Source organism: Actinoplanes sp. KI2 (assembly GCF_025630775.1).
In the GTDB taxonomy this organism is placed as follows: Bacteria; Actinomycetota; Actinomycetes; order Mycobacteriales; family Micromonosporaceae; genus Actinoplanes.
On record NZ_JAOSZE010000015.1, the window covers coordinates 1 to 20,809 of the forward strand.

A 20,809-nucleotide genomic window follows, 5' to 3' on the forward strand; every position below is an offset into this window, starting at 1 on the left:
ATATGTTCTAAGATGCTCGGCGTGGCCATCCTGCACGCCGATCTGGACGCGTTCTATGCGTCCGTCGAGCAGCGTGACGATCCTGCGCTGCGTGGGCGTCCGGTGCTGGTCGGCATGGGCGTTGTGCTCGCCGCCAGCTATGAGGCCAAGGCGTGTGGGGTCAGCACGCCGATGGGGCTGACCCAGGCTCGGGCGCTGTGCCCGCGCGCGGTCGTGGTGCCGCCGCGCATGCAGGCGTATGCCGCGGCCAGCAAGGCGGTCTTCGAGATCTTCCGGGATACCACCCCGGTCGTCGAGGGGATCTCGATCGACGAGGCGTTTCTGGACGTGTCGGGGCTGTACAAGATTCGGGGGCCGGCCCGGGAGATCGCGGCCCGCCTGCGCTCCGACGTCCGGGAGAAGGTCGGTCTGCCGATCACGGTCGGTATCGCCGGCACGAAGTTCCTGGCGAAGGTCGCCAGCGGCGTCGGCAAGCCGGACGGCCTGCTCGAGGTGCCGCCTGGCAAGGAGCTGGAGTTCCTGCACCCGCTGCCGATCGAGCGGCTCTGGGGCGTCGGGCCGGTCACCTCGGGCAAGCTCCGCAAACACCAGATCACCACGGTCGGCCATGTGGCCCGGGTCGGCGAGGCGGCGCTGGTCGCCCTGCTCGGCGCGCACCACGGCCGGCATCTGCACGCGCTCGCGCACAACCGCGACCCCAGACGGGTACGGGTCGGCCACCGCCGCGGCTCGATCGGCTCGCAGTGCGCCCTCGGGCGGCGACCCCGCCCGTTCGCCGAGATCGATGCCACCCTCGCCGCCCTGGTCGACCGGGTGACCCGCCGCATGCGTGGTGCCCGCCGGGCGGGCCGGACGGTGACCCTGCGGCTGCGCTTCGACGACTTCGGGCGGGCCACCCGCTCCCGCAGCATGCTCAAGGCCACCATGCAGACCCGGGCCATCCTCGAGACGGCGCGCGCCCTGCTGGAGGAGGCCCGCCCGCTGATCGAGACTCGCGGACTGACGCTGGTCGGCGTCGCGGTCAGCAACCTGGACAGCGACGGCAACGTGCAGCCGTCGCTCTTCGACGAGCTGGCCGACGACAGCCTGGATGTGGCGATGGACGCGGTTCGCGACCGGTTCGGCGCCAAGCTGCTGACCCGGGCCGCGACCCTCGGCCGCGACCTCAACCCGTCCGTCCCGATCCTGCCCGATTAGGCGCCGACCCGGCTCCGGCCGTTGGCGTCGTGCCAGGTGAGGACCCGCAGGGCGCGCAGCGTGTTCCACCGGCTGGGCCGGCCGTCGCCGTCCTCCAGCGCGAAGTGCACCTTGCCGCGGTGCGTGTTCTCCAGCGGCCAGGCGCCGTCGGGCTGCCGCTTCGAGCGGACCACCTCGACGGCCTCGGTCACCCGCGGGTCGGGCGGGTCGCCGGCCGCGCGGAAATGCTCCAGCCCGCGCAGCACGTCGTAGTGCCAGCGCGGCGGGAACGAGAGCCGCAGGTAGTCGTCGCGGGCGGGCGCACCGGTGCTCCGGCGCCGGAAGAGGTTCCGTTCGAGCAGGTACTCCTCGCCGCGCCGCCGCGCCTTCGTCACCTCGGCCGGGTTGCCGTTCGCTCGCTCGTACGCCAGCAGCCCCTCCAGGACGTTGATCGTCGAGTCGAACGACGAGCGGGTCGAGCCGAACTCGGCCTCGCAGTTCCACCCGCCGTCCGCCAGCTGCCCGGTCAGGAGACGCTCGACGATCCCGCGCACGTCATGTCCGAAATAGACACCCAAGCTCACGGTGCGGCCGTTGATGCACGGCTCGCCCTCGCCGTAAAAGAGCGGCTCGCCGTTGTAGTCCCACCGGCTGCCCTCGGCGGCCCGTGCCACGGCAGCCCGGACGCGTTCGTCGGCCGGATCGGCCCCGAACAGGTAAAGCAGCATCAGGGTCGGTTCGGTGGCGGTCCAGGGCTGGCCGTCGGGGCCGGGGCCACTGCTGCCCGCCGGGAAGAGCGAGCCGCCGTCCCACTGGCCGTCCGGATCCTGCCGGTCGAGGAGCCGGGCGCCCCAGCCCTCGCCGGCGACCCGCGCGCGCTCGGTCGCCACCACCTCGTCGGTCGCGCCCGCGAGATCGCGCAGCACCTGCCACCGAATGGCCGGGTCCGACTCGAGCAGCCACTCCAGAACGGTCACCGCCCGAGACTAAGCCCCACCCGCCACGGCCGGGGGCTGTGCCACCCACTTCAGCCCGGCGGTCGCGCTACGGCCCGGACTCCCCGCTCAGCTCGCGGGGCTCATCGGGGACTCGTGCCCCACCGTACGTTCTCGGGAAGTTCCGGAACCAAACGCTGAGCTGCACCGAGTCGCAGAAAGCGCTTCCCGCGCTGCTACCAGGCATTGACAGCCGCAATCAGGGCAGTTCAGAGTGTCGTCATAAGAGCGCTTTCACAGCCCGTTCCCCGACGGGACGCCGCTCATCCCCAATGGTCATTCCCCATAGGAGTCGTCCATGACATCCCCCCTGGACGGGCTCGCGACGCGCCGCAGACGGCCGTCACCTGCTCGATTCCTCGCCTTCACCGCCGGATTGGCCGGCCTGTTGGCGACCTTCCTGATCGCCAATTCCCCCACGGCGGAAGCGGCCGAGGTGATCGTCTCGCAGGGCAAGACGGCCACCGCGTCGTCGACCGAGGTGGCCGGCGCCTACCTGCCGTCGGAGGCGGTGGACGGCAACAACGGCACCCGGTGGGCCAGCTCGTGGTCGGCCGCGCAGTGGTGGCAGGTCGACCTCGGCGCCACCACGTCGGTGAGCCGGATCGCGATCAACTGGGAGGCCGCGTATGCGACCGCCTTCACCATTCAGTTCTCGACCGACGGCGCCAACTACTCTCAGGCGTACGCGACGACTACCGGAACCGGTGGCCAGCAGAGCATCACGGCGAGCGGTAACGCCCGGTACGTCCGGATCAACCTGACCACTCGGGCGCTTTCGAACTACGGGTACTCCTTCTGGGAGTTCCAGGTCTACTCAGGCGGCACGACCACCACCCCGCCCACGACCCCGCCCACGACCCCGCCCACCTCGTCCGGCGGGGCGAAACTGCTCTCCTACAACAAGCCGGCGAGGGCCTCCACGGAGCAGAACGACGCGCAGTGCCAGCCGTGCACCGCGGACAAGGCCTTCGACAACGACCCGGCGAGCCGCTGGGCCACCAACCCGACGACCGGCTGGGTCGACCCGGGCTGGATCTACGTCGACCTCGGCGCCACCGCCCAGGTCAGCCAGGTCGTCCTGCAATGGGATCCGGCCTACGGCAAGGCGTACCAGATCCAGGTCTCCGGCGACGCGGCGAACTGGACGACGATCTACTCGACCACCACCGGTGACGGCCTCAAGGATGTCATCAACGCCACCGGATCGGGGCGCTACGTGCGGATGTACGGCACGGCTCGGGGCGGGCCGTACGGCTACTCGCTGTGGGAGTTCAGCGTCTACGGAACCGGCGGCAACCCGCAGGCTCCGCCGGCCAAGCCGGCCGACCCGACGTTCCCGGCCACCCGGCTGGTCTTCGACGACGAGTTCAACGGCGGGTCCGGATCCGGCGTGGACACCTCGAAGTGGACGATCGACCCGGGTACGGGACAGAACGGCGAGCAGGAGTACTACACCAACGGCAACAACGCCGCGATGGACGGACAGGGACATCTGGTGATGACCGCCCGTAAGGAGACCGTGGGCGGCCGCGACTACACGTCACACCGGATGAACACGGGCGGCAAGTTCACCTTCCAGTACGGCCGGGTCGAGGCCCGCATCAAGGTGCCGAAGGGCCAGGGTTTCTGGCCGGCGTTCTGGATGATGGGCGCCGACTTCCTCACCGGGCGGCCGTGGCCGTACAACGGCGAGGTCGACATCATGGAGATCCTCGGCAAGGACACGTTCACCTGCTACTCGACGCTGCACGCGCCGATGTACAACGGCGGCGGCGGGTACGGCCAGTCGTACAAGGCCGCCGGGAACGCCGATCTGTCCGCTGATTTCCACACTTATGCTGCCGAATGGGACAGCAAGGGCATCCGGTTCTTCCTGGATGGCACGCTGGTCTTCAACGCGAACAAGGACACCGTGGAGAACACCAGGGGCGCGTGGATCTACGACCACCCGTTCTACATCATTCTCAACCTGGCGGTCGGCGGTGACTGGCCGGGCGCGGTCGACGCCACCACGCCGTTCCCGTCGCAGATGCTGGTCGACTACGTTCGCGTCTACCAGTGAGAGGCAAGGGTGCCGCCGCCGGCGGCGGCACCCCCGCCGCACCCCATGAGAGCGCTCTCCGCGGCTCCCGGCCCGGTGCTATAACAGACCGCATGAATTCCCGGACCGCGCGCGGTGGTCAGCACCCGACGATGGACCAGGTGGCCGAGGCGGCCGGCGTCTCCCGGGCCACCGTGTCCCGCGTGATCAACGGCGCCCCCAGCGTGGACGCGAAGATCCGCGAAATGGTCCAGCGGGCGATCGCCGAGACCGGCTACGTCCCGAACGTCGCCGCGCGCAGCCTGGTCACCCGCCGGTCGAACTCGGTGGCCCTGGTCATCAGCGAGCCGGACCGCCCCGACAACAACTCGTTCCTGAACCGCATCTTCACCGACCCCTACTTCGGCCGCATCACCGCCGGCGCGACCAGCGCCCTACGCCCGCACGACATCCACCTGGTCGTCATCCCTACCGACTCGACCGACCATCATCAGGTGATCCGCTATCTGCGGCAGGGGCACGTCGACGGGGTGCTGCTGATCAGCAGCCACGAACAGGACACGTTGCCCCGGCAGGTGCACGACCTGGGCATTCCGGCCGTGGTCTCGGCCCGCCCGACCTCCCCGATCGCGGTCAGCTTCGTCGACGTCGACCAGCGGCTGGGCGCCCGGCTCGCGGCCGATCACCTGCTGGCCCGCGGCTGCCGCCGGCTGGCGACCATCAGCGGTCCGCTGGACATTCCGTCGGGGCTCGACCGCCTGTCCGGCTACCGCGACTACCTGGCCGCCCGCGGGTTCGCCTCGGTGCCGTCGGTCGAGGGCGACTTCACCCGCTCGGGCGGGGAGTCGGCGGCCCGCTCGCTGCTTGGGGACCATCCCGACATCGACGGCCTGTTCGTCGCCAACGACCTGATGGCCGAGGGCGCGTTGCGGGCGGTGCAGGATCTCGGGCGCCGGGTGCCGGACGACATCGCGGTGGTGGGGTTCGACGACAGCACCGCGGCGCTGGACTGCCGGCCGTTGCTGACCACGGTTCGCCAGCCGGTCGAGGAGATGGCGGCGGAGATGGCCGAGGTGCTGCTGGCTCACATCGCCAGTCCGGGGCGGTTGCCGCGCTCGGTGACCTTCCAGCCGACCCTCATCGTTCGGGAATCGGCCTGACCGACGGGCCGGCTGCCGCGCCCGTCGGGTCCCAGGCCAGGGTCACCTCGAAGTTGCCCTCGGTCGCCGCCTTCGCGACCAGCCAGGTCATCGTGCCGGTGACCTTGACGCCGAACTTCACCTCGACCCGGTCCGGTGCCATCTCCTTCACCTGGTCGAGCACCGCGCGGGCGGCCGCCACGGCCGGCTCCATCGCGACGCGCACTCGGCCGATCACCTCGTCGGCGGAGGTGGCGGGGGTGAACCCGTCGACCGGCTCGATCTCGAACGAGACCGCGACATCGTCCACCGCGTACGTGACGACCTGTGACGTCATGACCACCACCCCGTCCGACTTGGCGTCAGCGTACAAGCCACGGATGGTCACGCCGCCGATACGGCGCGATGTCAGGCGTAGACCACGCGATCGCGGCCGGCGTTCTTGGCCTGATACAGCCGCCGATCCGCCTCGGCCAGCAGGTCGCTCTGATCGCTGCCGTCGCCGGGCACGGTGCTCGCCGCCCCGATGCTGACCGTGACCGGCAGCTCGCCGGTGATCGATGACCAGGCGTGCGCCTTGATCCGTTGCCGGATCGCCTCGAGCCGGGCGGCGGCTCCGACGGCCGGCAGCACCATGAGGAACTCCTCGCCACCCAGGCGGGCCACCCAGCATTCCGGCGCGGTCGCGAGCAGCCTGGCCACCGCGACCAGCACCTTGTCCCCGGCGTCGTGCGACACGGTGTCGTTGATCCGCTTGAAGTGGTCGAGGTCGAGCAGCGCCACGGTGAGCCGGCGGCCGGCCGCCTCCGCCTCGGCGATCGCCTGCGGCAGCCGCTCGTTGACGTAGCGCCGGTTGTAAAGGCCGGTGAGCGGGTCGCGGCGGGCCTGCTCGCGGTAGCGCTCGGCGTCGCGGCGGGCCTCGGCCGTCTCCAGCATCGCCTGCCGGGTGCGGGCCCGGGCCTCCTGCTGCGAGTTGCGCTGCTCCTCGCTCGCGATATGGAACTGTTTGTAGTGCTCGAAGGCGTCCTGGAAGTCGCCGGTCGCCGCGAACAGCTCCGCCTGCTCGGCCAGCACCAGCACGCGTACGGCGGCCAGCTCGTTCTCGTCGCAGAGCCGGCGGCATCGGTCGAGGCTGTCGCGGGCCCGGTCGAGCGCGCCGAGATGCCGTTGCGCCCGCGCCAGGGTGAGCGCCGCGTAGGCCGCGTCGTGCACCTCGAACCAGGGCGGCCCGTCGTACACGTCGCGAAGGGTTCGCTCCGCGTCGGCGTACCGGCCCAGGGCGATCTGCACGTTCGCGATGGTGTCCCGCTCGGCGATCAGGAAGTCCCGGCCGAGCGCCGCGGCCGATTCGTGCATCCGCTCGACCACGGCCCAGGCGACCTCGATGTCGCCGAGTTCAAACTCCTGGTAGGCCAGGTTGTTGAGCACAATCATCCGCCGCGCCTCGTCGCCGTGCTCCACGGCGATCCGTTCGGCCTGGAGGTTGCGCTGCCGCGCCGCGTCCGGGGACCCCGTCTCGGCAAGCGCGTTGGACAGCCGCAGCAGGCACAGGATGCGGAGGCCGGGCAAGGCATCGTCGTCCAGCAGCTCGACGGCGGACAGCATGTGCTCCAGGCTCGCGGCCTGGTCGCCCAGGTAGTGATGGGTCAGCGCCAGGTGGTAGTGGGTGCGGGCGAGAAGCGGCCGGCAGCCGTGCCGTCCGGCCCAGTCGTGGACGGCGAGAAAGACGGTGGCCGCGGCGTCCACGTCGCCGGCCCGCTGGCGCATGTCGGCCTGCACCAGGCGGGCCCGATGGGCGAGCACCACCTCGCCGGCTCGCTCCGCCGCCTCCGCGACCGCCGTCGCCCGGGCCAGGATGGCCTCGACGTCGTAGCCGGCATGGTTCTCCAGCTCGTCGACGTCGGTCGCGAGGTCAGCCTGGGCGAGAGCGGTCACCCCCGAGCTATCGGCCGGAAGGCGACGAGTTGCGGGCCGATGCCGAGTGAGCTTGATCACATCGATTCGGCTCAAGTGCGGCGGGACGCAGCCGACGGTCAACGCGATCGCAACCGAGAAGCTACGGAGGGATGCGGCGTGGTGCTGACCAGAACGATGATGAGGGCAGCGATAGCGGCGGTGCTGCCGCTGAGCCTGGCAGGGGTCGGGACGGTCGTGACCGCGGCGCCGGCCGCGGCTTCCGGCAGCAACCGGCCGGGCGGCTGGCAGAACTCGGCGACCGGCACGACGGGGCCCACCTCGCTCAAGGACGTCCGGTCGATCATCGGGGCGGACACCGGCGTCGCGTCCTTGCTGACCGGAGCGGGCGTCGGCGTGGCGCTGCTGGACACCGGCGTGGTGCCGGTGAGCGGGCTGCCGGCCAAGCAGATCGTCAACGGGCCCGACCTGTCCTTCGAGTCGCAGGCGGACGGCCTGCGCTACCTCGACTCGTACGGGCACGGCACCCACATGGCCGGCATCATCGTCGGCAACGACACGGCGAGCGGCAGCAAGGGCCTCGCGCCCGGGGCCAAGCTGACCTCGGTCAAGCTGGGCACGGCGAACGGTGCGGTCGACGTCTCCCAGGTGATCGCCGCGATCGACTGGGTCGTCGCCAACAAGGACGCCGACCCCGCCAACCCGATCCGGGTCATCAACCTCTCGTACGGCTCCGGCGGCAACCCGTCCTCCACGACCGACCCGCTGCAGTTCGCGGTCGAACAGGCGTGGAAGGCCGGGATCGTGGTCGTCGCGGCGGCCGGCAACGACGGCGCCGCGGCCGGGACGCTGGACGACCCGGCCACCGACCCGTTCGTTCTCTCGGTCGGCGCCGCCGACACCAACGGCACGGTGAGCACGGCCGACGATGAGGTCGCCGAGTTCAGCAGCAGCGGCTCGGCCGCCCGGCCGGTCGACGTGCTCGCGCCCGGCGAGTCGATCATCTCGCTGCGTGACCCAGGATCGAGCATCGACGTCGACTACCCGGCGGCCCGCGTCGGCGACACTCTCTTCCGTGGGAGCGGCACCTCGCAGGCCACCGCGATCACCTCGGCCGCGGTTGCTCTGCTGCTGCAGGCCCGGCCGTGGCTCACCCCGGACCAGGTGAAGAACCTGCTCAAGCGAGGCACGAGCCTGACCGGGAGCAGGACCACCGAGCTCAACGTCGGCAAGGCGCTGGGCCTGATCGCGGACCCGAGCAGCACCCAGAAGTTCCGGGCCTCGACCGGCAACGGCAAGCTCGACGACGCTCGCGGCGACAGCCGGGTGCTCAGCAACAACATCCCGCTCAGCGGCGAGAACAGCGTCTGGGGCCCGTTCCGCAGCGCGAACTGGGCGGCCTTCGCGGCTCAGAAACGCTCCTGGGTCCGCGGGACCTGGATGGGCTCGACGATCGCGGGCACCGGTTGGACCGGCGCGTCGTGGGCCTCGAAGACGTGGGGCGCGGCCGCCTGGGCCGGCGGCCCGTGGGGCGGCACGCCGACCTGGTCCGACCCGAGCTGGAGCATCCGGCGCTGGTCGAGCGCGCGCTGGTCGACCACCGACTGGAGCGGCGCCCGGTACACCGCGGGCGTGGACTGGGCCACCTCGACCTGGGGATGAGGGTAGAAGCGGCGGCGGGCGCAACGGAGCGTCCGCCGCCGCTGGCGTTACGGTGGCGGAGTGACTTTCCGTGGCTGGCAGAGCGAAGCGCTCGAGTTCTACGAGGGGCTCGCCGCCGACAACTCGAAGACGTACTGGACCGCGCATCAGAGCTTCTACGAGGAGCAGGTGCGCGAGCCGATGCGGGAGCTGCTCGCGGCGCTGGAGCCCGAGTTCGGGCCGGGGAAGATCTTCCGGCCGTACCGTGACGTGCGGTTCAGCAATGACAAGTCGCCCTACAAGACGCACCTGGGCGCCTGGCTCGAGGCCGGCGGCTATCTCCAGCTGTCGGCGGACGGGCTGGCGGCCGGCTGCGGCATGTACCAGATGGAGTCCGACCAGCTGGACCGCTACCGCAAGGCGGTCGCCGCGGACCGCACCGGCAAACAGCTCACCGACCTGATCGCCACGATCGAGCGGGCCGGCATCGGCGTACACGGGCACGGCAGTCTGAAGACCGCACCCCGGGGCTATCCGAAGGATCATCCGCGGGTCGACCTCCTGCGCCACAAGGGACTCACCACCTGGCAGGAGTGGGAGCCCGCGGCCTGGCTCGGCACCGCGAAGGCGCAGACCCGGCTCGTCGAGTTCCTGCGGACGAGCCGCCCGCTACGCGAGTGGTTCGATGACCACGTCGGCCCGCACCGGCTCTGACCGGCGCGCGGCCAGGGCGAAGAGGGCCACGGCCGGCACCAGGACCAGCCCGGCCACCGAGAGCCCGGCGCCGAGCGAGCGGCGCTGGGCCACCACGCCGACGGGTGGACCGCCGGCGATCTGGCCGAGCGCGTCCGCCTGGTGTGGAGGGCCGGTGCACGCCGCCTTTAGCGGGTCATCGGCCCGGCAGGCCGCGCACAGCAGCGGAGGAATGGACGATGCCGCGCGAGGTCCTCGTGCCAGGATTAATGGCGAGCCGGCGGAACGGTGCCGACGAAGATCGGCGTGGGCGGCGGGAACCCGTTGAACGACGTCGCGTACGGGAGGGTGTAGGCACCGGCCGACCCGAAGTAGAGCACGTCCCCGACCGTCACCGTCGCGGGCAGCTCGACCCCGTACGCGAAGGTGTCGGAGCTGTCGCACGTCGGACCGGAAAGGATGAACGGCAGCCGGGGAACCTCGGCGTGGTCCTCGAGCGAGGTCAGCGTCGGGTAGTCCCAGCCGCCCGGCGCCTGCCCCGATTCGGCCAGGCCGTGGTGGGCGCCGACCTCGAGGTACAGCCAGTTCTCGGCGCCGCGCGTCTCGCGTCCGATGACCGTCGCCGCGAGCACCGACGACTCGGCCACGAGGTGCCGCCCGGTCCCGGCCGCGATCAGCCCCGGCCGGTACGGCAGCACGTCGAGCTCGCTCCCGATCACCTCGCCGATCTGTTCGATCGACGGCTCGGCCGCCAGGTAGCGGGCCGGGAACCCGCCGCCGAGGTTGAGCATCTCCAGCTCGATGCCCTCCGGCCGCAGCCGCGCCATCAGCTCGCCCGCGGTGCGGACCGCCGAGCGCCACGCCCCGGTGCTCTCGCACTGCGAGCCCACGTGGAAGGCAACCCCGTACGGCCGCAGCCCGAGCCGGCGGGCCAGCAGCATCAGGTCGTACGCGTCCTCGACGTCGGCGCCGAATTTGCCGGCGAGCGGGAACACGCTGGTGCTGTCGTCCACCAGCAGGCGCACGTAGACGGCCGCACCGGGCGCCCGCATGGAGATCTTGGCAAGCTCGCCGGGTGAGTCGAAGGCGAACCGCCACAGACCCGTACCGGCCGCCTTCGCGATGTGGGCCGGCGGCTTGATCGGGTTGCTGTAGAGCACGGTCGCCGGGTCGACGCCGAGCGCCTGCAGCGCCCGCAGCTCGCCGAGCGAGGCGACCTCGAAGCTCGAGCCCTCCGCCGCGAGGGTCCGCAGGATCTCCGGCGCCGGGTTGCACTTCATCGCGTAGAACGCGGTGGCCCACGGCATCGCCGCCGTGAAGGCGCGGTACCGGGCGGCGACCGTGTCCAGGTCGGTGACCAGGTACGGCGTCGGCATGTCCACCAGCCGCAGCAGGTCCGGCGTGAGGGAGTCCGGCCACGCCGTGCTGGATGCGATGGTGCCCGTGCTCATGAAGCTCCTTCGGTGAGGCGTGCGGCGTCGATGGCGTCGAGGAACAGGCGGCCCGCCTCCTCGGCGGGGACCGGGCGGGAGAAGTAGTAGCCCTGCGCGAAGTGGCAGCCCATCTCGCGCAGCGCGGTCAGTTGGCCGAACTCCTCGATGCCTTCGGCCACGGTCGCCATGCCGAGGCTCTTGCCGAGCTGGACGATCGTGTCGGCGAGCGCGGTGTCGTCGGTGAGCGCGCCGAGCCGCTCCACGAATGAGCGGTCGATCTTCAGGGTGTCCACCGGGAACCGGCGCAGGTAGGCCAGCGACGAGTAGCCGGTGCCGAAGTCGTCGATCGCCAGCGTCACGCCGAGGGCCTTGAGTCGCAGCAACTGCTCGAGGTTGTCGTCGGTGTCGGTCATCAGCACGCTCTCGGTCATCTCGAGGCAGAGCTGGTCGGCCGGCATGCCGGTCTCGGCGAGGATCCCGGCGACCACCTCGACGAGGTCGGCCCGGTCGAACTGGCGAACCGAGACGTTGACCGACATCTTCACCGGCCGCTCCGACTCGCGGGACCACTCGACGGCCTGCCGGCACGCCTCGCGCAGTACCCACCGGCCCAGCGGGACGATCAGGCCGGTCGCCTCGGCGATCGGGATGAACTCGGCCGGCGGGATCATCCCGCGCTGGGGGTGCTGCCAGCGGGCGAGCGCCTCGAAGCCGATCACCTCGCTGGTCGCCAGGTCGACCGTGGGCTGGTAGTGCAGGTGCAGCTGGCCACGTTCGAGGGCGACCCGCAGGTCCGCCTCCAGCTCGAGCCGGGCGACGAGCCCGGCCAGCATGTCCGGGTGGTACGCGGCGAAGTGGCCGCCGCCGGCCGACTTCGCCTTGTACATGGCCAGGTCGGCGTTGCGCATCAGCTGCTCGGCGCCGTCGCCCTCGGGCTCGCCCAGCCTGCTCGCCGACGCGAGGCCGATGCTGGCCTGCACGTGGATGTCCCGGGTGCTGCTGCTGAACGGCTGCTCGAGCACCTCGACGATCCGGCGGGCCACCTGCTCGGCGTCGCCGGCGATGCCGTCCGGCGAGAACTGCGCCTGGGCCGCCTCGATCAGCACGGCGAACTCGTCGCCGCCGAAGCGGGCCACCACGTCGCCCTCGCGTACCGAGAGTCGCAGCCGGTCGGCGACCTGCACGAGCAGCTGGTCGCCGGCCAGGTGGCCGAGGCTGTCGTTGACCTCCTTGAACCCGTCGAGGTCCAGGAAGAGCACGGTGACGTCGTCGCCCGGGCCGCGCTTGCGCAGCGCCTCGGCGACCCGCTCGCGGAACAGCGCCCGGTTGGCGAGCTGGGTGAGCGCGTCGTGGTACGCCTCGTGCACGAGCTGGTCCTGCAGCTCCTTGCGCTCGCTGATGTCGCGGGTGTTCAGCACCAGCCCGGCCACGCTGGGGTCGGTGAGCAGGTTCGTGATGGTCATCTCGGCCTGGCGGATCCGCCCGTCCTGGTGCTGCACGGACAGCTCGAGCACGGTCGTCGCGTACGGCCGGCCGGCGACCTGGCGCAGTGCCTGGGCCAGGCGGACGCCCGACTCGGCGTCGAGCAGCTTGGTGAGCCGGCTACCGGTGAGCACGTGCGCCGGGTAGCCGAAGACGCGCTGCAGCGACTCGCTCTGGTAGAGCACGTCGGCCTCGGGGGAGACCACGGTGACCACGTCCGAGCTGTGCTGGACGAGCGCGTGGAAGCGCTGCTCGCTGGCGAACAGCTCGGCGGTGCGGTCGGCGACGCGTGCCTCGAGGGTGCGCGTGAGGTGCCGGTTCTCGCGCAGCGTGAGCAGCTGGCGCGCGACGATCAGCAAGATCAAAGCCGATCGGGTGTACGCGATGAACAGGTTGCTGTAGCCGGTGTCGGCGTACCAGAAGACGTTGGTCACCAGCGCGGCGAGCACGGCCACGTAGGGGAGCAGCACGCCGATCGGCCGGCTGCCCTCGGCCGGCCCGGACTCGTGGTCGCGGACGGAGACCGGTTTGGTGGCGGCCAGCAGGATCAGCGAGAAGCCGGCGAACCAGCCGATGTCGATGATCCCACCGGAAAAGTACGAGCCGACCAGGTTCTGGTACGCGTAGCAGATGTCGGAGACGGCGAACCCGACGATGCCGCCGCCGACCAGCGCGAGGTGGCCGAAGGTGTGACCGTCGCGCCGCTGCTGGGCGAGCATGTAGATCACGATGGTCACGATGACCACGTCGCCGAGCGGATAGGCGAGGCTCACGTAGAGCGCGGTCGCCGAGCCCTGCCCGGAGTGCAGCAGCGGCGAGAGCACGAGAACCCAGGCGATCAGCATCAGCGACGCGGCGATCATCAGCCCGTCCAGCGCGCTGCGCATCCGGTTGACGAGTGCCTGCGCGCTGTTCGGCAGGACCAGCAGGCCGATCGGCGTGAACAGCACCATGCCGAGGTAGCCGATGTCGGCGACCGACGGGAACGGCGTCTCCTGGCCGCGGAACATCTCGAGGTAGACCCAGGCGCACTGGCCGAGCCCCCAGCTGAGCACGCCCAGCCCGATGAACGCCCAACCCCAGCGCTGCCGCCCGGCGAACCGGCGGCCGCGCAGCAGGCAGGCGACGGCCGCGGCGATCGAGGCGAAGCACTGGCCGAAGTTGGAGATCGTCTGGGCGGCACGCGGGCCGCCGAGCCCGCTGCTGAGCACCGCAGCGTATGCGGCGAAGACGGCAGCCACCACGAGGCACAGCCGCGCCCAGCGGCTCCGTGCGACCCTGCCTGCCATCAACTCTCCGGCTCCGTGCGGTCAGCCCCGGGATGGGCTGGACCTACCGGAGATCGGGCTCACAGCGGCGGCCTTGAGGGTTTCCCTGAGCGGAGTCTGTGCCGTCGGGTGCAAAACGGGTGCGAGGTCAGCCCAGCCAGCCGTAGACGCGCTCGACCCGGATCCGGACGACGAGCCGGCCGTCGGCGACCATGGCCCGCCGGAAGTCGTCCCAATCGGGGTGCTCCGCGCCGCGGATCGACCGGTAGATCTCGATCAGCTCCTCGACCGTCGCGTCGTCCCGTGCCCCGGCGACCGGGCTGAGGTCGGCGGTGCCCTCCACGACCGCGTAGCCGTACCCGGCCGGGGCGGTGACCTTCATGCTCACCCGGGGGTCGCGGCGCAGGTTGTGCACCTTCGCCAGGGCCGTGCGGGTGGAGAAGCGAACGAGCCGCCCGGCCGCGTGATAGCTGACGTCCGACAGCTGCGGCCGCCCGTCCTTCTTGATCGTCGCCACGGTCCCCAGGTTCCCGGCCGTGATGACATTCCAGAGATGCTCTTCAGGCATGCCCCGAACCTACCCAGCCGCGTTTCGGCCCCCCAATCGGCTGACGCCCGATTTGTCGGCTTACCGGGCGCCCGCCTTGCGGGCCAGCACCAGGCCGCAGCGCGGGGTGCCGTCGCGGCCCGCGCCCAGCGTGCTCAGCGGCTCGACCCGCACCTCGAAGCCGGCCGCCGCGAGGTCGTCGCGGAGCGCCCGCAGCGGAGTGGTCCGGTAATACATGACGAACGGTGGGCGCCACACCGCGTTGCGCACCCGCATGACCAGATCGAACCCGACCTCGACCCAGTACGCGGGCGACGTCAGCGGCGCCGGCGCCCCGACCGCGAGGGCGAACAGCCCGCCCGGCCGCAGCGCGCGGTGGATCCCCGCGAGGACGGCCGGCCGCTCGCGGGGCAGGAAATGCCCGAACGCCCCGAAGCTGACCGCCAGGTCGAACCCCTCGACGAACGGCAGGGCCCGCGCGTCGGCCCGTACCCACGTCGCATCCGGATGGGCATCCTGCGCCCGCGCAAGCATCCCGGCGCTGAAGTCGACCCCGGTGATCCGCCCGTCGCACACCGGCCGGAGCGTGTGCATCCCCGCGCCGGTCCCGCAGCAGACGTCGAGCCCGTCCGTGAACGGCCCGAGCCCGGCGAGCGCCTCGGCCGTCGCGTCGAGGATGCCGCGCGGGGTGCGGAACGGGGTGTGGTCGAACTTGGGCGCCAGCAGGTCGTAGCCGCGCTCGACCGAGGAGAGGGCCTGAACGCAGAGCTCGCCGAACGTCGGACCTTGAGCCGAGAACACGCCGCCCTGTCTACCACGACGGCGCGATGGCCGAGAATGGTTCCGTCCTCCGGCCCAAGGATGACGCGGTCGTGCAGGCATTGACCGGGCTGCGCGCCGAGCCGACCACGGTGGAGGTGGCCCGCCTCGTACTCTTCGACGAGGAGACCCACCGCCTCGCGGACCGCATCTTTCAGGCCACCGACCCGCTGCCCTGACCGGCGCGGTGGGCGAGCGCGGCCAGGGCCACCCGCCGCCCGACGGCCGCTCCCACCTCGTCCGTGTGGCGGAAGTGCACGCCTTCCCAGACGCGTGCGTCGATGTTGTCGCGGGTCAGTTGCGACCACTGCGAGTACCGCAGGGTCACGTCGGTCGCCACCGCGCTGGTCAGCGAGAACGGGACCCGCGGCGGCCCGGCGAGGGTCTCCAGCACCGCCTGCGCCGCGCCCGCGTAGGTGGTGTGCCCCGAGGGATACTCCGGGTGGGCGGGCGTGCCGATCAGCGGCGTCCACGACGGATCCGGTGCGACGGCGCCGGTGCGGATCGCGGTGACCGGCCGCCAGAACAGGTATCGGTACTTCGCCCGGTAGGTAGTGATCTGCGCGTCGATCGTCGCGGCGTGGAACAGGGCGATGAGCGCGATCCGCTGCGCGAGCGGGCGCCGGGTCGCGGCGTGTGAGCCGTCCGGCGCGACGGTGGTGCGCAGCGCCCCGGTGAAGCCGTTGAGCGAGGTCTGCGACCAGAACCGGGCGACCGCCGTCTGCGGTGCGGTGCGTACGGCACTGTCCACGGCTCCGACCGCCCGTGACTCGGCGAGGTCGCGCCGGAAGACGTCGCTGTCGAGGGCCGGCGGCGGGCCCGGTTGCAGCGGCCGCACGCTGCGCACCAGGAACGGCCGCCCGTCGCCCTGCCCGGCCTGGACCGCCGCGGCGAAGGCGGGCGGCGTCGGCTGCCAGACGCCGGGCGCGGCCGGTGGCGGCGTGAACGGCCGGTTGACCGAGGCCGGGTCGAGCCCGTCGCCGGCCCGCTCGGCGAGCACCGCGCGGGCGGCCTCGATGCCGGCCGCGACGGCCCGGTCCGGGTGCCGGGCACTGAGCCTGGCCGCGGTCGCCGCGAGCGCGGCGTCCAGCGCCGGCGCGGCCGCCGGGTTGGTGCCGAGGAGGGTCTCATGGACGGCGGCGGCCAGCGCCAGTTCGGCGTCGGCGCCCGGGCGGACGGCGGACACGGCGCGCCCGGCGGCGATCCAGGCGACGGCCCAGGTGCGGCTGTTGGTCACCTGCTGGGGCCCGGTGATGACCCCGATGGTGGCCGCGGTGAGGTCGTACCACTCGAGCAGCGTGTCGGCCGGTGCCGCGGCGGCGTCGGCGGACGACGGGATCAGGACGGTGGCGGCGCCCGCGCCGAGGGCGGTCGCCAGCACGGCACGGCGAGTCACGGGAATCGATGAGATCACCCCGTGACCATAATATCTATCTCCTATCGGTTCAATAGAGATCTGGAGACGCGGTAGGGTCGTCGTCGTGAACACCGGACCGGCGTCGAGCCACGCACGGATGGGTGACCCGGTGGACGGCTGAGCCGCCCGCGGGTCGCCGATGGGGCACGCGGACCTCCGAACGATCGGAGTCCCCGCGCAGTCGTGTCCCATCCACCCGAAAGGTTCACCGCATGACAGTCACCTTCAACCACACCATCGTCGCCAGCAAGGACCGCGAGGAATCGGCCCGGTTCTACCGCGAGCTTCTCGAGGTTCCGGCCGCGCCGTCGTGGGGCGTGTTCACCAACATCCAGCTCGGCGACGGCGTGCTTCTTCAGTTCGCCGAGCCACCGGTCGAGATCCAGATGCAGCACTACGCGTTCCTGGTCGACGACGATCTCTTCGACCGGGCGTACGCGCGCCTGCGCGACTGGGGCGTCGTGCACTGGGCCGATCCGCAGATGCGCCGGCCCGGCGAGATCAACAACGAGCACGGCGGCCGCGGGGTCTACTTCAAGGACCCCGCCGGCCACGCGATCGAAGTGATCACCCGGCCGTACCTGTAGCCGGACCCGGAATTCGTCGCTATGTAGACATCACGCATCGCACCTACGGGGGAACCAACCGTCGACATGCGTCGATAATCTTGCGGCATGTTGTGCCCTGTGTGTGGACTCGACAACGACCCGGCGGCGGTCCTGTGTGCGCGCTGCAACACCTCGCTCGCGCTCGGGAACCCGCCGCCGGGCGACTACCCGCCGGTTCCACACCCGTCGACGCAGGCGCCGGACCTGCAGCCCACGATCGTGCAGACACCGGTGCCGTCGAGCCCGAGCCCGGCGCCGGTCCCGTGGCGGCTGGTCATCGTCGCGGCCGTCCTCGTCCTGCTGGTCGGCATCGCCGGCTCGGTCGTGATCATCGTGCTGACCGGGAAGCCGAAGACCAGCCCGACCGCCGACCACGGCACCATCGCCCTGCCGACCGCCGTGACGTCCTCGGCGGATCCCGGCCCGGATCCGACCACGAAGGCCGCGGCGAGCTCGGCCAACGAGCAGGCCGCGGTGATCGACAAGCTGCTCGACCGGAGCGTCGCGAGCCGCACCAAGCTCAACAAGGCGATCGACAAGGTGAACCGCTGCACGGATCTGTCCCAGGCCCTCGCCGACATGCAGCGGGTGGGCGTCGAGCGTACGCGGGAAATCGCCGCCGCCGACGCGGCCGACGTCTCCGGTCTCGCCGGCGGCGAGAAGATCCGGTCCACTTTGAAGTCCGCGCTCGGCTTCGCGCTCGCGGCCGACCAGCACTTCGTGGCCTGGGCGCAGCCCGCCGTCGCCGGCGGCTGCGCCGACACCGCCGCCCGTCAGGCCGCCTGGGCCGCCGGGCTGGCATCCTCGCAGCAGGCCCAGGCGGCGAAGCAGAAACTGGTCGACGCCTGGAACCCGGTGGCCGCACAGTTCGGCCTCAAGCAGCGCACCACACAGTTCATCTAGAACGGCCAATGCTTGGCGACCAGGGCGACGATCGCCGCGATCGCCTCGGCCGCCCGGCTCGCGTTGCCGGCGTTGGCGGACAGGCGCTCCAGGGCCCGGTCGAGACCCTTGCGGTTCGCCGCGGTCGGCTGACGGATCGCCTCCTCGATGGCCGGCCGCTCCCGCTCCAGCAGGTCCGGATCGGGGTACGTCTCGCGCAGCACCGCCAGCTGGGCCTCGATCTTCTCGAGCTGCTTCGCGGGTAGCTCGACGAACACGGTGGTCTGCTCGTTCTCGTTCGTCCCGCCGAAGTTCTGGATGCCGCCCTGGAAGTTCAGGTTGCCGAAGGTCATGCGCGGCTCGGTCATGCGGACGCTCCGTTCGTGGAGGTGGTGACGGTGGTCTTCTGCCGGACGGTGTTCGTGCCGCCGAAGTTCTGCACGCCGCCGTGGAAGGTCAGGTCGCCGTAGGTGTTGTTGACGACCTGGTTCTCGAACTCGGACGTGTCCACGCCGTTGTCCCGCAGGAAGCCCAGGACGGCCTCGGTCACGGTCTTGTCGACGAGCTTGATGTACTTCGCGCCGTCCAGCTTCTGCATGAACTTCGTCGTCTCCCGGCCGGCCCGGTCGCGCACGCTGAACCGGGCGCCGTAGTCGTAGAAGCGCAGCTGCTCGGCCTCGGACGTGGAACGGGACATCCGCGCGGTGAGCCGCAGCGCGTCCCAGCCGTTGCGGACCAGCCACCACGGCGCGTACAGGTTGTCCCGGACGTACTCCCGCAGGGTGTCGCGCCACGCGCGGGCCGGCACCCGGTCGGCGCGCAGCGTGTCGGCGATCCGGAAGTCGGGCCGCAGCGGCGGCAGCACATGCGCGGCGAACTCGGTGTACAGCAGGCCGCCCTCGACCGCCAGGTGCACGAAGGCGGTCACCGAGATGCCGGAGTCCTGCGCGCCCAGGACCGGCCGGTCGTCCGCGGTCCGGATCTCCTTGCCGTTGGCCGGGATCACCACCCGCAGGTAGTGCCGCAGGCCGCCCTGCGGACACGACTCGATCGCGGTGATCGTCTCCGGTGACGCCGTCGTGAACGGCGTGTGCGTCTCCTGGTCGATCAGCGGATCGTCGTGCCGGCGGTACCCGTCGGCCGCGACGTACGCGACGGTGTAGAGGTTCGGGATGCGCTCCCCACCGCTCAGCTTGGTGTCCCGCATGGCCAGCACCGCGTCGTTGACCCGCTTGTTCAGCTCGTGCGGGTCGATGGCCACCCGGTTGCCGTTCTCCGCGGCGCCGCTCGGCCGCAGTGTGACCACAAAGGACCAGCCGCGCTTGAGGATGCCCGCGCCCGCGAACGGGTTCACGTCGTGCACCGCGATGTTCCCGCGCTGCATCCGGGCGACCGTGGCCAGCCGGCGTTCGACCCGGACGCTGCGGGTCGGCGGTGCGGTCGCGTCGGCGCCGGGAGCCAGTTCCCCGAAGAGGATTCCGTACGCGTGCCAGCGCGACGCGAACAGCAACACCACCATCGCCACGGTCGGCAGGAGCGCCGTCACGCCGGCGACCCCGAGCAGGCCGGTGCCGAGAGCGTCGGCCAGGCTCGACCCGTGCGCCCGCGCGGCCAGGCTCGCCAGGTGCTCGTCGAGCCAGTCCGGGCTGAGCCTGGCCAGCACCAGGACGGTGGTCACCAAGGCGGCCACGGCGATGAAGCCGAGCACGGCGATGGTGGAGACGCCGACGCCCAGCGCCCGCACCCGCGCCCTCGGGCCGCCCCGCACCACCTCGATCAGCATGCACAGGGTCAGCCAGAAGACCGGCAGCCAGCCGGTGAGGCAGAAGCTGAGCAGCAGCACGCCGGTGGCCATCGCGTACCGGATGATGAGCAGCCGCCGCGCGCGCAGGCAGTGCCGCACCACCGGGTCGAGGTCGAAGCCGAACGACGGCGGCACCGCCTTGCGCTCCGACTCCACGATCTCGGCGATCACCTCATTGGCGTACGTGACGTCGACGTACGCGCCGCTGCAGAGCCCGCGGGTGGTGTCGCTGAGCTGCTGCGCGGGCGCGTAGCTGGAGGTGGTGAGCGTCGGGTCCGAAGTGGTCACGCCGTGACTGTATTAGCGATGATCGCTGGAACGGCACTGTCCGTAAAGGCAACCTCACTCATCCGCGCGGCTGTTGAGGCGAACAACCGCGCCGTGGGCGAACGGTCGGGCTACGCGTGGCCGGCGCCGGAGCGATCGGGCAACGCCGCGAACCAGCGCCGGACCTCGCGCGGTGAGCGCAGCAGGACGATCGCGATCGGAAACTCCGGGTCGGCCTGCCAGGCGCGCATCCGGCGGCGCTTGCGCTTGAACGACTTGAAATGCCAGACCAGGATCGATTCGTACGAGAGGAAGGCCTCCCGCCAGGTCTCGTGGTTGCCGTTGCACAGCGGGCGGTGGCCGACGATGTTCCGGACGGTGCGACGCAGCAGCCGGCCGAACGAGAGCCAGCGCGGCAGGTCGAGGCCGACGATCAGATCGGCGCGCGCGAGTGGGATGTCGCGCCAGATCCCGTACGCCGAATCGATCACCCACTCGTCGGTGGCGCAGATGTCCCGTACGCGATCGCGTTGCCGTTGTTCGCTCACGGCGACCCAGCCGGGTTCCCAGGTCAGGTCGTCGATGGAGTGGTACGGCAGGCCGAGGCGGGTGCCGAGCGCTCGCGCCAGCGTGGTCTTGCCGGAGCCGGTGACGCCGTACACCAGAATGCGTCGCACCCG

At 71.3% G+C, this 20,809-nt stretch carries 19 protein-coding genes; 8 read left to right on the forward strand and 11 right to left on the reverse strand.

Going from position 1 to position 20,809, the window contains the following annotated elements; all coding sequences use genetic code 11:
- Nucleotides 1–12 precede the first annotated feature (12 nt).
- The gene (gene dinB / locus ODJ79_RS17070; RefSeq protein ID WP_263024452.1) at nucleotides 13–1,197 is read left to right on the forward strand and encodes a DNA polymerase IV; all 1,185 of its coding nucleotides are present in this window, start codon (nucleotides 13–15) and stop codon (nucleotides 1,195–1,197) included.
- On the opposite strand, the gene ODJ79_RS17075 is transcribed toward dinB, so the two are convergent.
- The gene (locus ODJ79_RS17075; protein ID WP_263024453.1) at nucleotides 1,194–2,153 is read right to left on the reverse strand and encodes a hypothetical protein; all 960 of its coding nucleotides are present in this window, start codon (nucleotides 2,151–2,153) and stop codon (nucleotides 1,194–1,196) included. The genes dinB and ODJ79_RS17075 overlap by 4 nt on opposite strands.
- 316 nt (nucleotides 2,154–2,469) lie before the next feature.
- Between ODJ79_RS17075 and ODJ79_RS17080 the strand changes: the two genes are divergently transcribed.
- Nucleotides 2,470–4,236, forward strand: a complete 1,767-nt coding sequence (locus ODJ79_RS17080) for a discoidin domain-containing protein (protein WP_263024454.1) — start codon at nucleotides 2,470–2,472, stop codon at nucleotides 4,234–4,236.
- Between the two features lie 92 nt (nucleotides 4,237–4,328).
- Nucleotides 4,329–5,375: a LacI family DNA-binding transcriptional regulator gene (locus tag ODJ79_RS17085; RefSeq protein ID WP_263024455.1), complete on the forward strand. Its 1,047-nt coding sequence runs from the start codon at nucleotides 4,329–4,331 to the stop codon at nucleotides 5,373–5,375.
- Here ODJ79_RS17085 and ODJ79_RS17090 read toward each other — a convergent pair.
- Complete coding sequence (locus ODJ79_RS17090) at nucleotides 5,353–5,727, reverse strand: CU044_2847 family protein (RefSeq protein ID WP_263024456.1); 375 nt, start codon at nucleotides 5,725–5,727, stop codon at nucleotides 5,353–5,355. The genes ODJ79_RS17085 and ODJ79_RS17090 overlap by 23 nt on opposite strands.
- A 35-nt stretch (nucleotides 5,728–5,762) precedes the next feature.
- Nucleotides 5,763–7,289 (reverse strand): sensor domain-containing diguanylate cyclase, encoded by a 1,527-nt coding sequence (locus ODJ79_RS17095; protein WP_263024457.1) that lies wholly within the window; start codon nucleotides 7,287–7,289, stop codon nucleotides 5,763–5,765.
- A 138-nt stretch (nucleotides 7,290–7,427) separates the two neighbouring features.
- On the opposite strand from ODJ79_RS17095, the gene ODJ79_RS17100 reads away from it, so the two are divergent.
- Together ODJ79_RS17100 and ODJ79_RS17105 are read left to right on the forward strand one after the other, a co-directional pair.
- Nucleotides 7,428–8,930, forward strand: a complete 1,503-nt coding sequence (locus tag ODJ79_RS17100) for a S8 family serine peptidase (protein ID WP_263024458.1) — start codon at nucleotides 7,428–7,430, stop codon at nucleotides 8,928–8,930.
- 60 nt (nucleotides 8,931–8,990) lie between these two features.
- Complete coding sequence (locus ODJ79_RS17105) at nucleotides 8,991–9,623, forward strand: DUF2461 domain-containing protein (RefSeq protein WP_263024459.1); 633 nt, start codon at nucleotides 8,991–8,993, stop codon at nucleotides 9,621–9,623.
- A gap of 245 nt (nucleotides 9,624–9,868) precedes the next feature.
- Here ODJ79_RS17105 and ODJ79_RS17110 read toward each other — a convergent pair whose 3' ends face one another.
- From ODJ79_RS17110 to ODJ79_RS17125, 4 genes are all read right to left on the reverse strand, one after another.
- The gene (locus ODJ79_RS17110) at nucleotides 9,869–11,053 is read right to left on the reverse strand and encodes a type III PLP-dependent enzyme (protein WP_263024460.1); all 1,185 of its coding nucleotides are present in this window, start codon (nucleotides 11,051–11,053) and stop codon (nucleotides 9,869–9,871) included.
- On the reverse strand, nucleotides 11,050–13,806 hold the full coding sequence (locus ODJ79_RS17115) for a putative bifunctional diguanylate cyclase/phosphodiesterase (RefSeq protein WP_263024461.1): 2,757 nt from the start codon (nucleotides 13,804–13,806) through the stop codon (nucleotides 11,050–11,052). Before ODJ79_RS17115 ends, ODJ79_RS17110 begins: the two co-directional genes overlap by 4 nt.
- Nucleotides 13,807–13,933: 127 nt before the next feature.
- Nucleotides 13,934–14,353: a PPOX class F420-dependent oxidoreductase gene (locus ODJ79_RS17120; protein WP_263024462.1), complete on the reverse strand. Its 420-nt coding sequence runs from the start codon at nucleotides 14,351–14,353 to the stop codon at nucleotides 13,934–13,936.
- A gap of 60 nt (nucleotides 14,354–14,413) precedes the next feature.
- A complete protein-coding gene (locus ODJ79_RS17125) occupies nucleotides 14,414–15,133 on the reverse strand; it encodes a class I SAM-dependent methyltransferase (RefSeq protein WP_263024463.1) in 720 nt (239 codons plus the stop codon).
- Nucleotides 15,134–15,159: 26 nt separating this feature from the next.
- Here ODJ79_RS17125 and ODJ79_RS17130 point away from each other — a divergent pair, with 26 nt between their 5' ends.
- A complete protein-coding gene (locus ODJ79_RS17130; protein ID WP_263024464.1) occupies nucleotides 15,160–15,330 on the forward strand; it encodes a hypothetical protein in 171 nt (56 codons plus the stop codon).
- Here ODJ79_RS17130 and ODJ79_RS17135 read toward each other — a convergent pair.
- Nucleotides 15,306–16,547, reverse strand: a complete 1,242-nt coding sequence (locus ODJ79_RS17135; protein ID WP_263024465.1) for a vanadium-dependent haloperoxidase — start codon at nucleotides 16,545–16,547, stop codon at nucleotides 15,306–15,308. The two genes, ODJ79_RS17130 and ODJ79_RS17135, sit on opposite strands and share 25 nt — an antisense overlap.
- A 233-nt stretch (nucleotides 16,548–16,780) precedes the next feature.
- Here ODJ79_RS17135 and ODJ79_RS17140 point away from each other — a divergent pair, with 233 nt between their 5' ends.
- Both ODJ79_RS17140 and ODJ79_RS17145 read left to right on the forward strand, forming a co-directional pair.
- Entirely contained in the window at nucleotides 16,781–17,155 is a 375-nt protein-coding gene (locus ODJ79_RS17140) for a VOC family protein (RefSeq protein ID WP_263024466.1), read from the forward strand.
- A gap of 87 nt (nucleotides 17,156–17,242) precedes the next feature.
- Complete coding sequence (locus ODJ79_RS17145; protein ID WP_263024467.1) at nucleotides 17,243–18,079, forward strand: hypothetical protein; 837 nt, start codon at nucleotides 17,243–17,245, stop codon at nucleotides 18,077–18,079.
- Here ODJ79_RS17145 and ODJ79_RS17150 read toward each other — a convergent pair.
- From ODJ79_RS17150 to ODJ79_RS17160, 3 genes are all read right to left on the reverse strand, one after another.
- Nucleotides 18,076–18,426: a hypothetical protein gene (locus tag ODJ79_RS17150; RefSeq protein ID WP_263024468.1), complete on the reverse strand. Its 351-nt coding sequence runs from the start codon at nucleotides 18,424–18,426 to the stop codon at nucleotides 18,076–18,078. The two genes, ODJ79_RS17145 and ODJ79_RS17150, sit on opposite strands and share 4 nt — an antisense overlap.
- Nucleotides 18,423–20,150 (reverse strand): DUF389 domain-containing protein, encoded by a 1,728-nt coding sequence (locus ODJ79_RS17155; RefSeq protein ID WP_263024469.1) that lies wholly within the window; start codon nucleotides 20,148–20,150, stop codon nucleotides 18,423–18,425. The genes ODJ79_RS17150 and ODJ79_RS17155 overlap by 4 nt, the downstream gene beginning before the upstream one ends.
- Nucleotides 20,151–20,260: 110 nt before the next feature.
- A complete protein-coding gene (locus ODJ79_RS17160) occupies nucleotides 20,261–20,806 on the reverse strand; it encodes an AAA family ATPase (protein WP_263024470.1) in 546 nt (181 codons plus the stop codon).
- Between the last annotated feature and the right edge of the window lie 3 nt (nucleotides 20,807–20,809).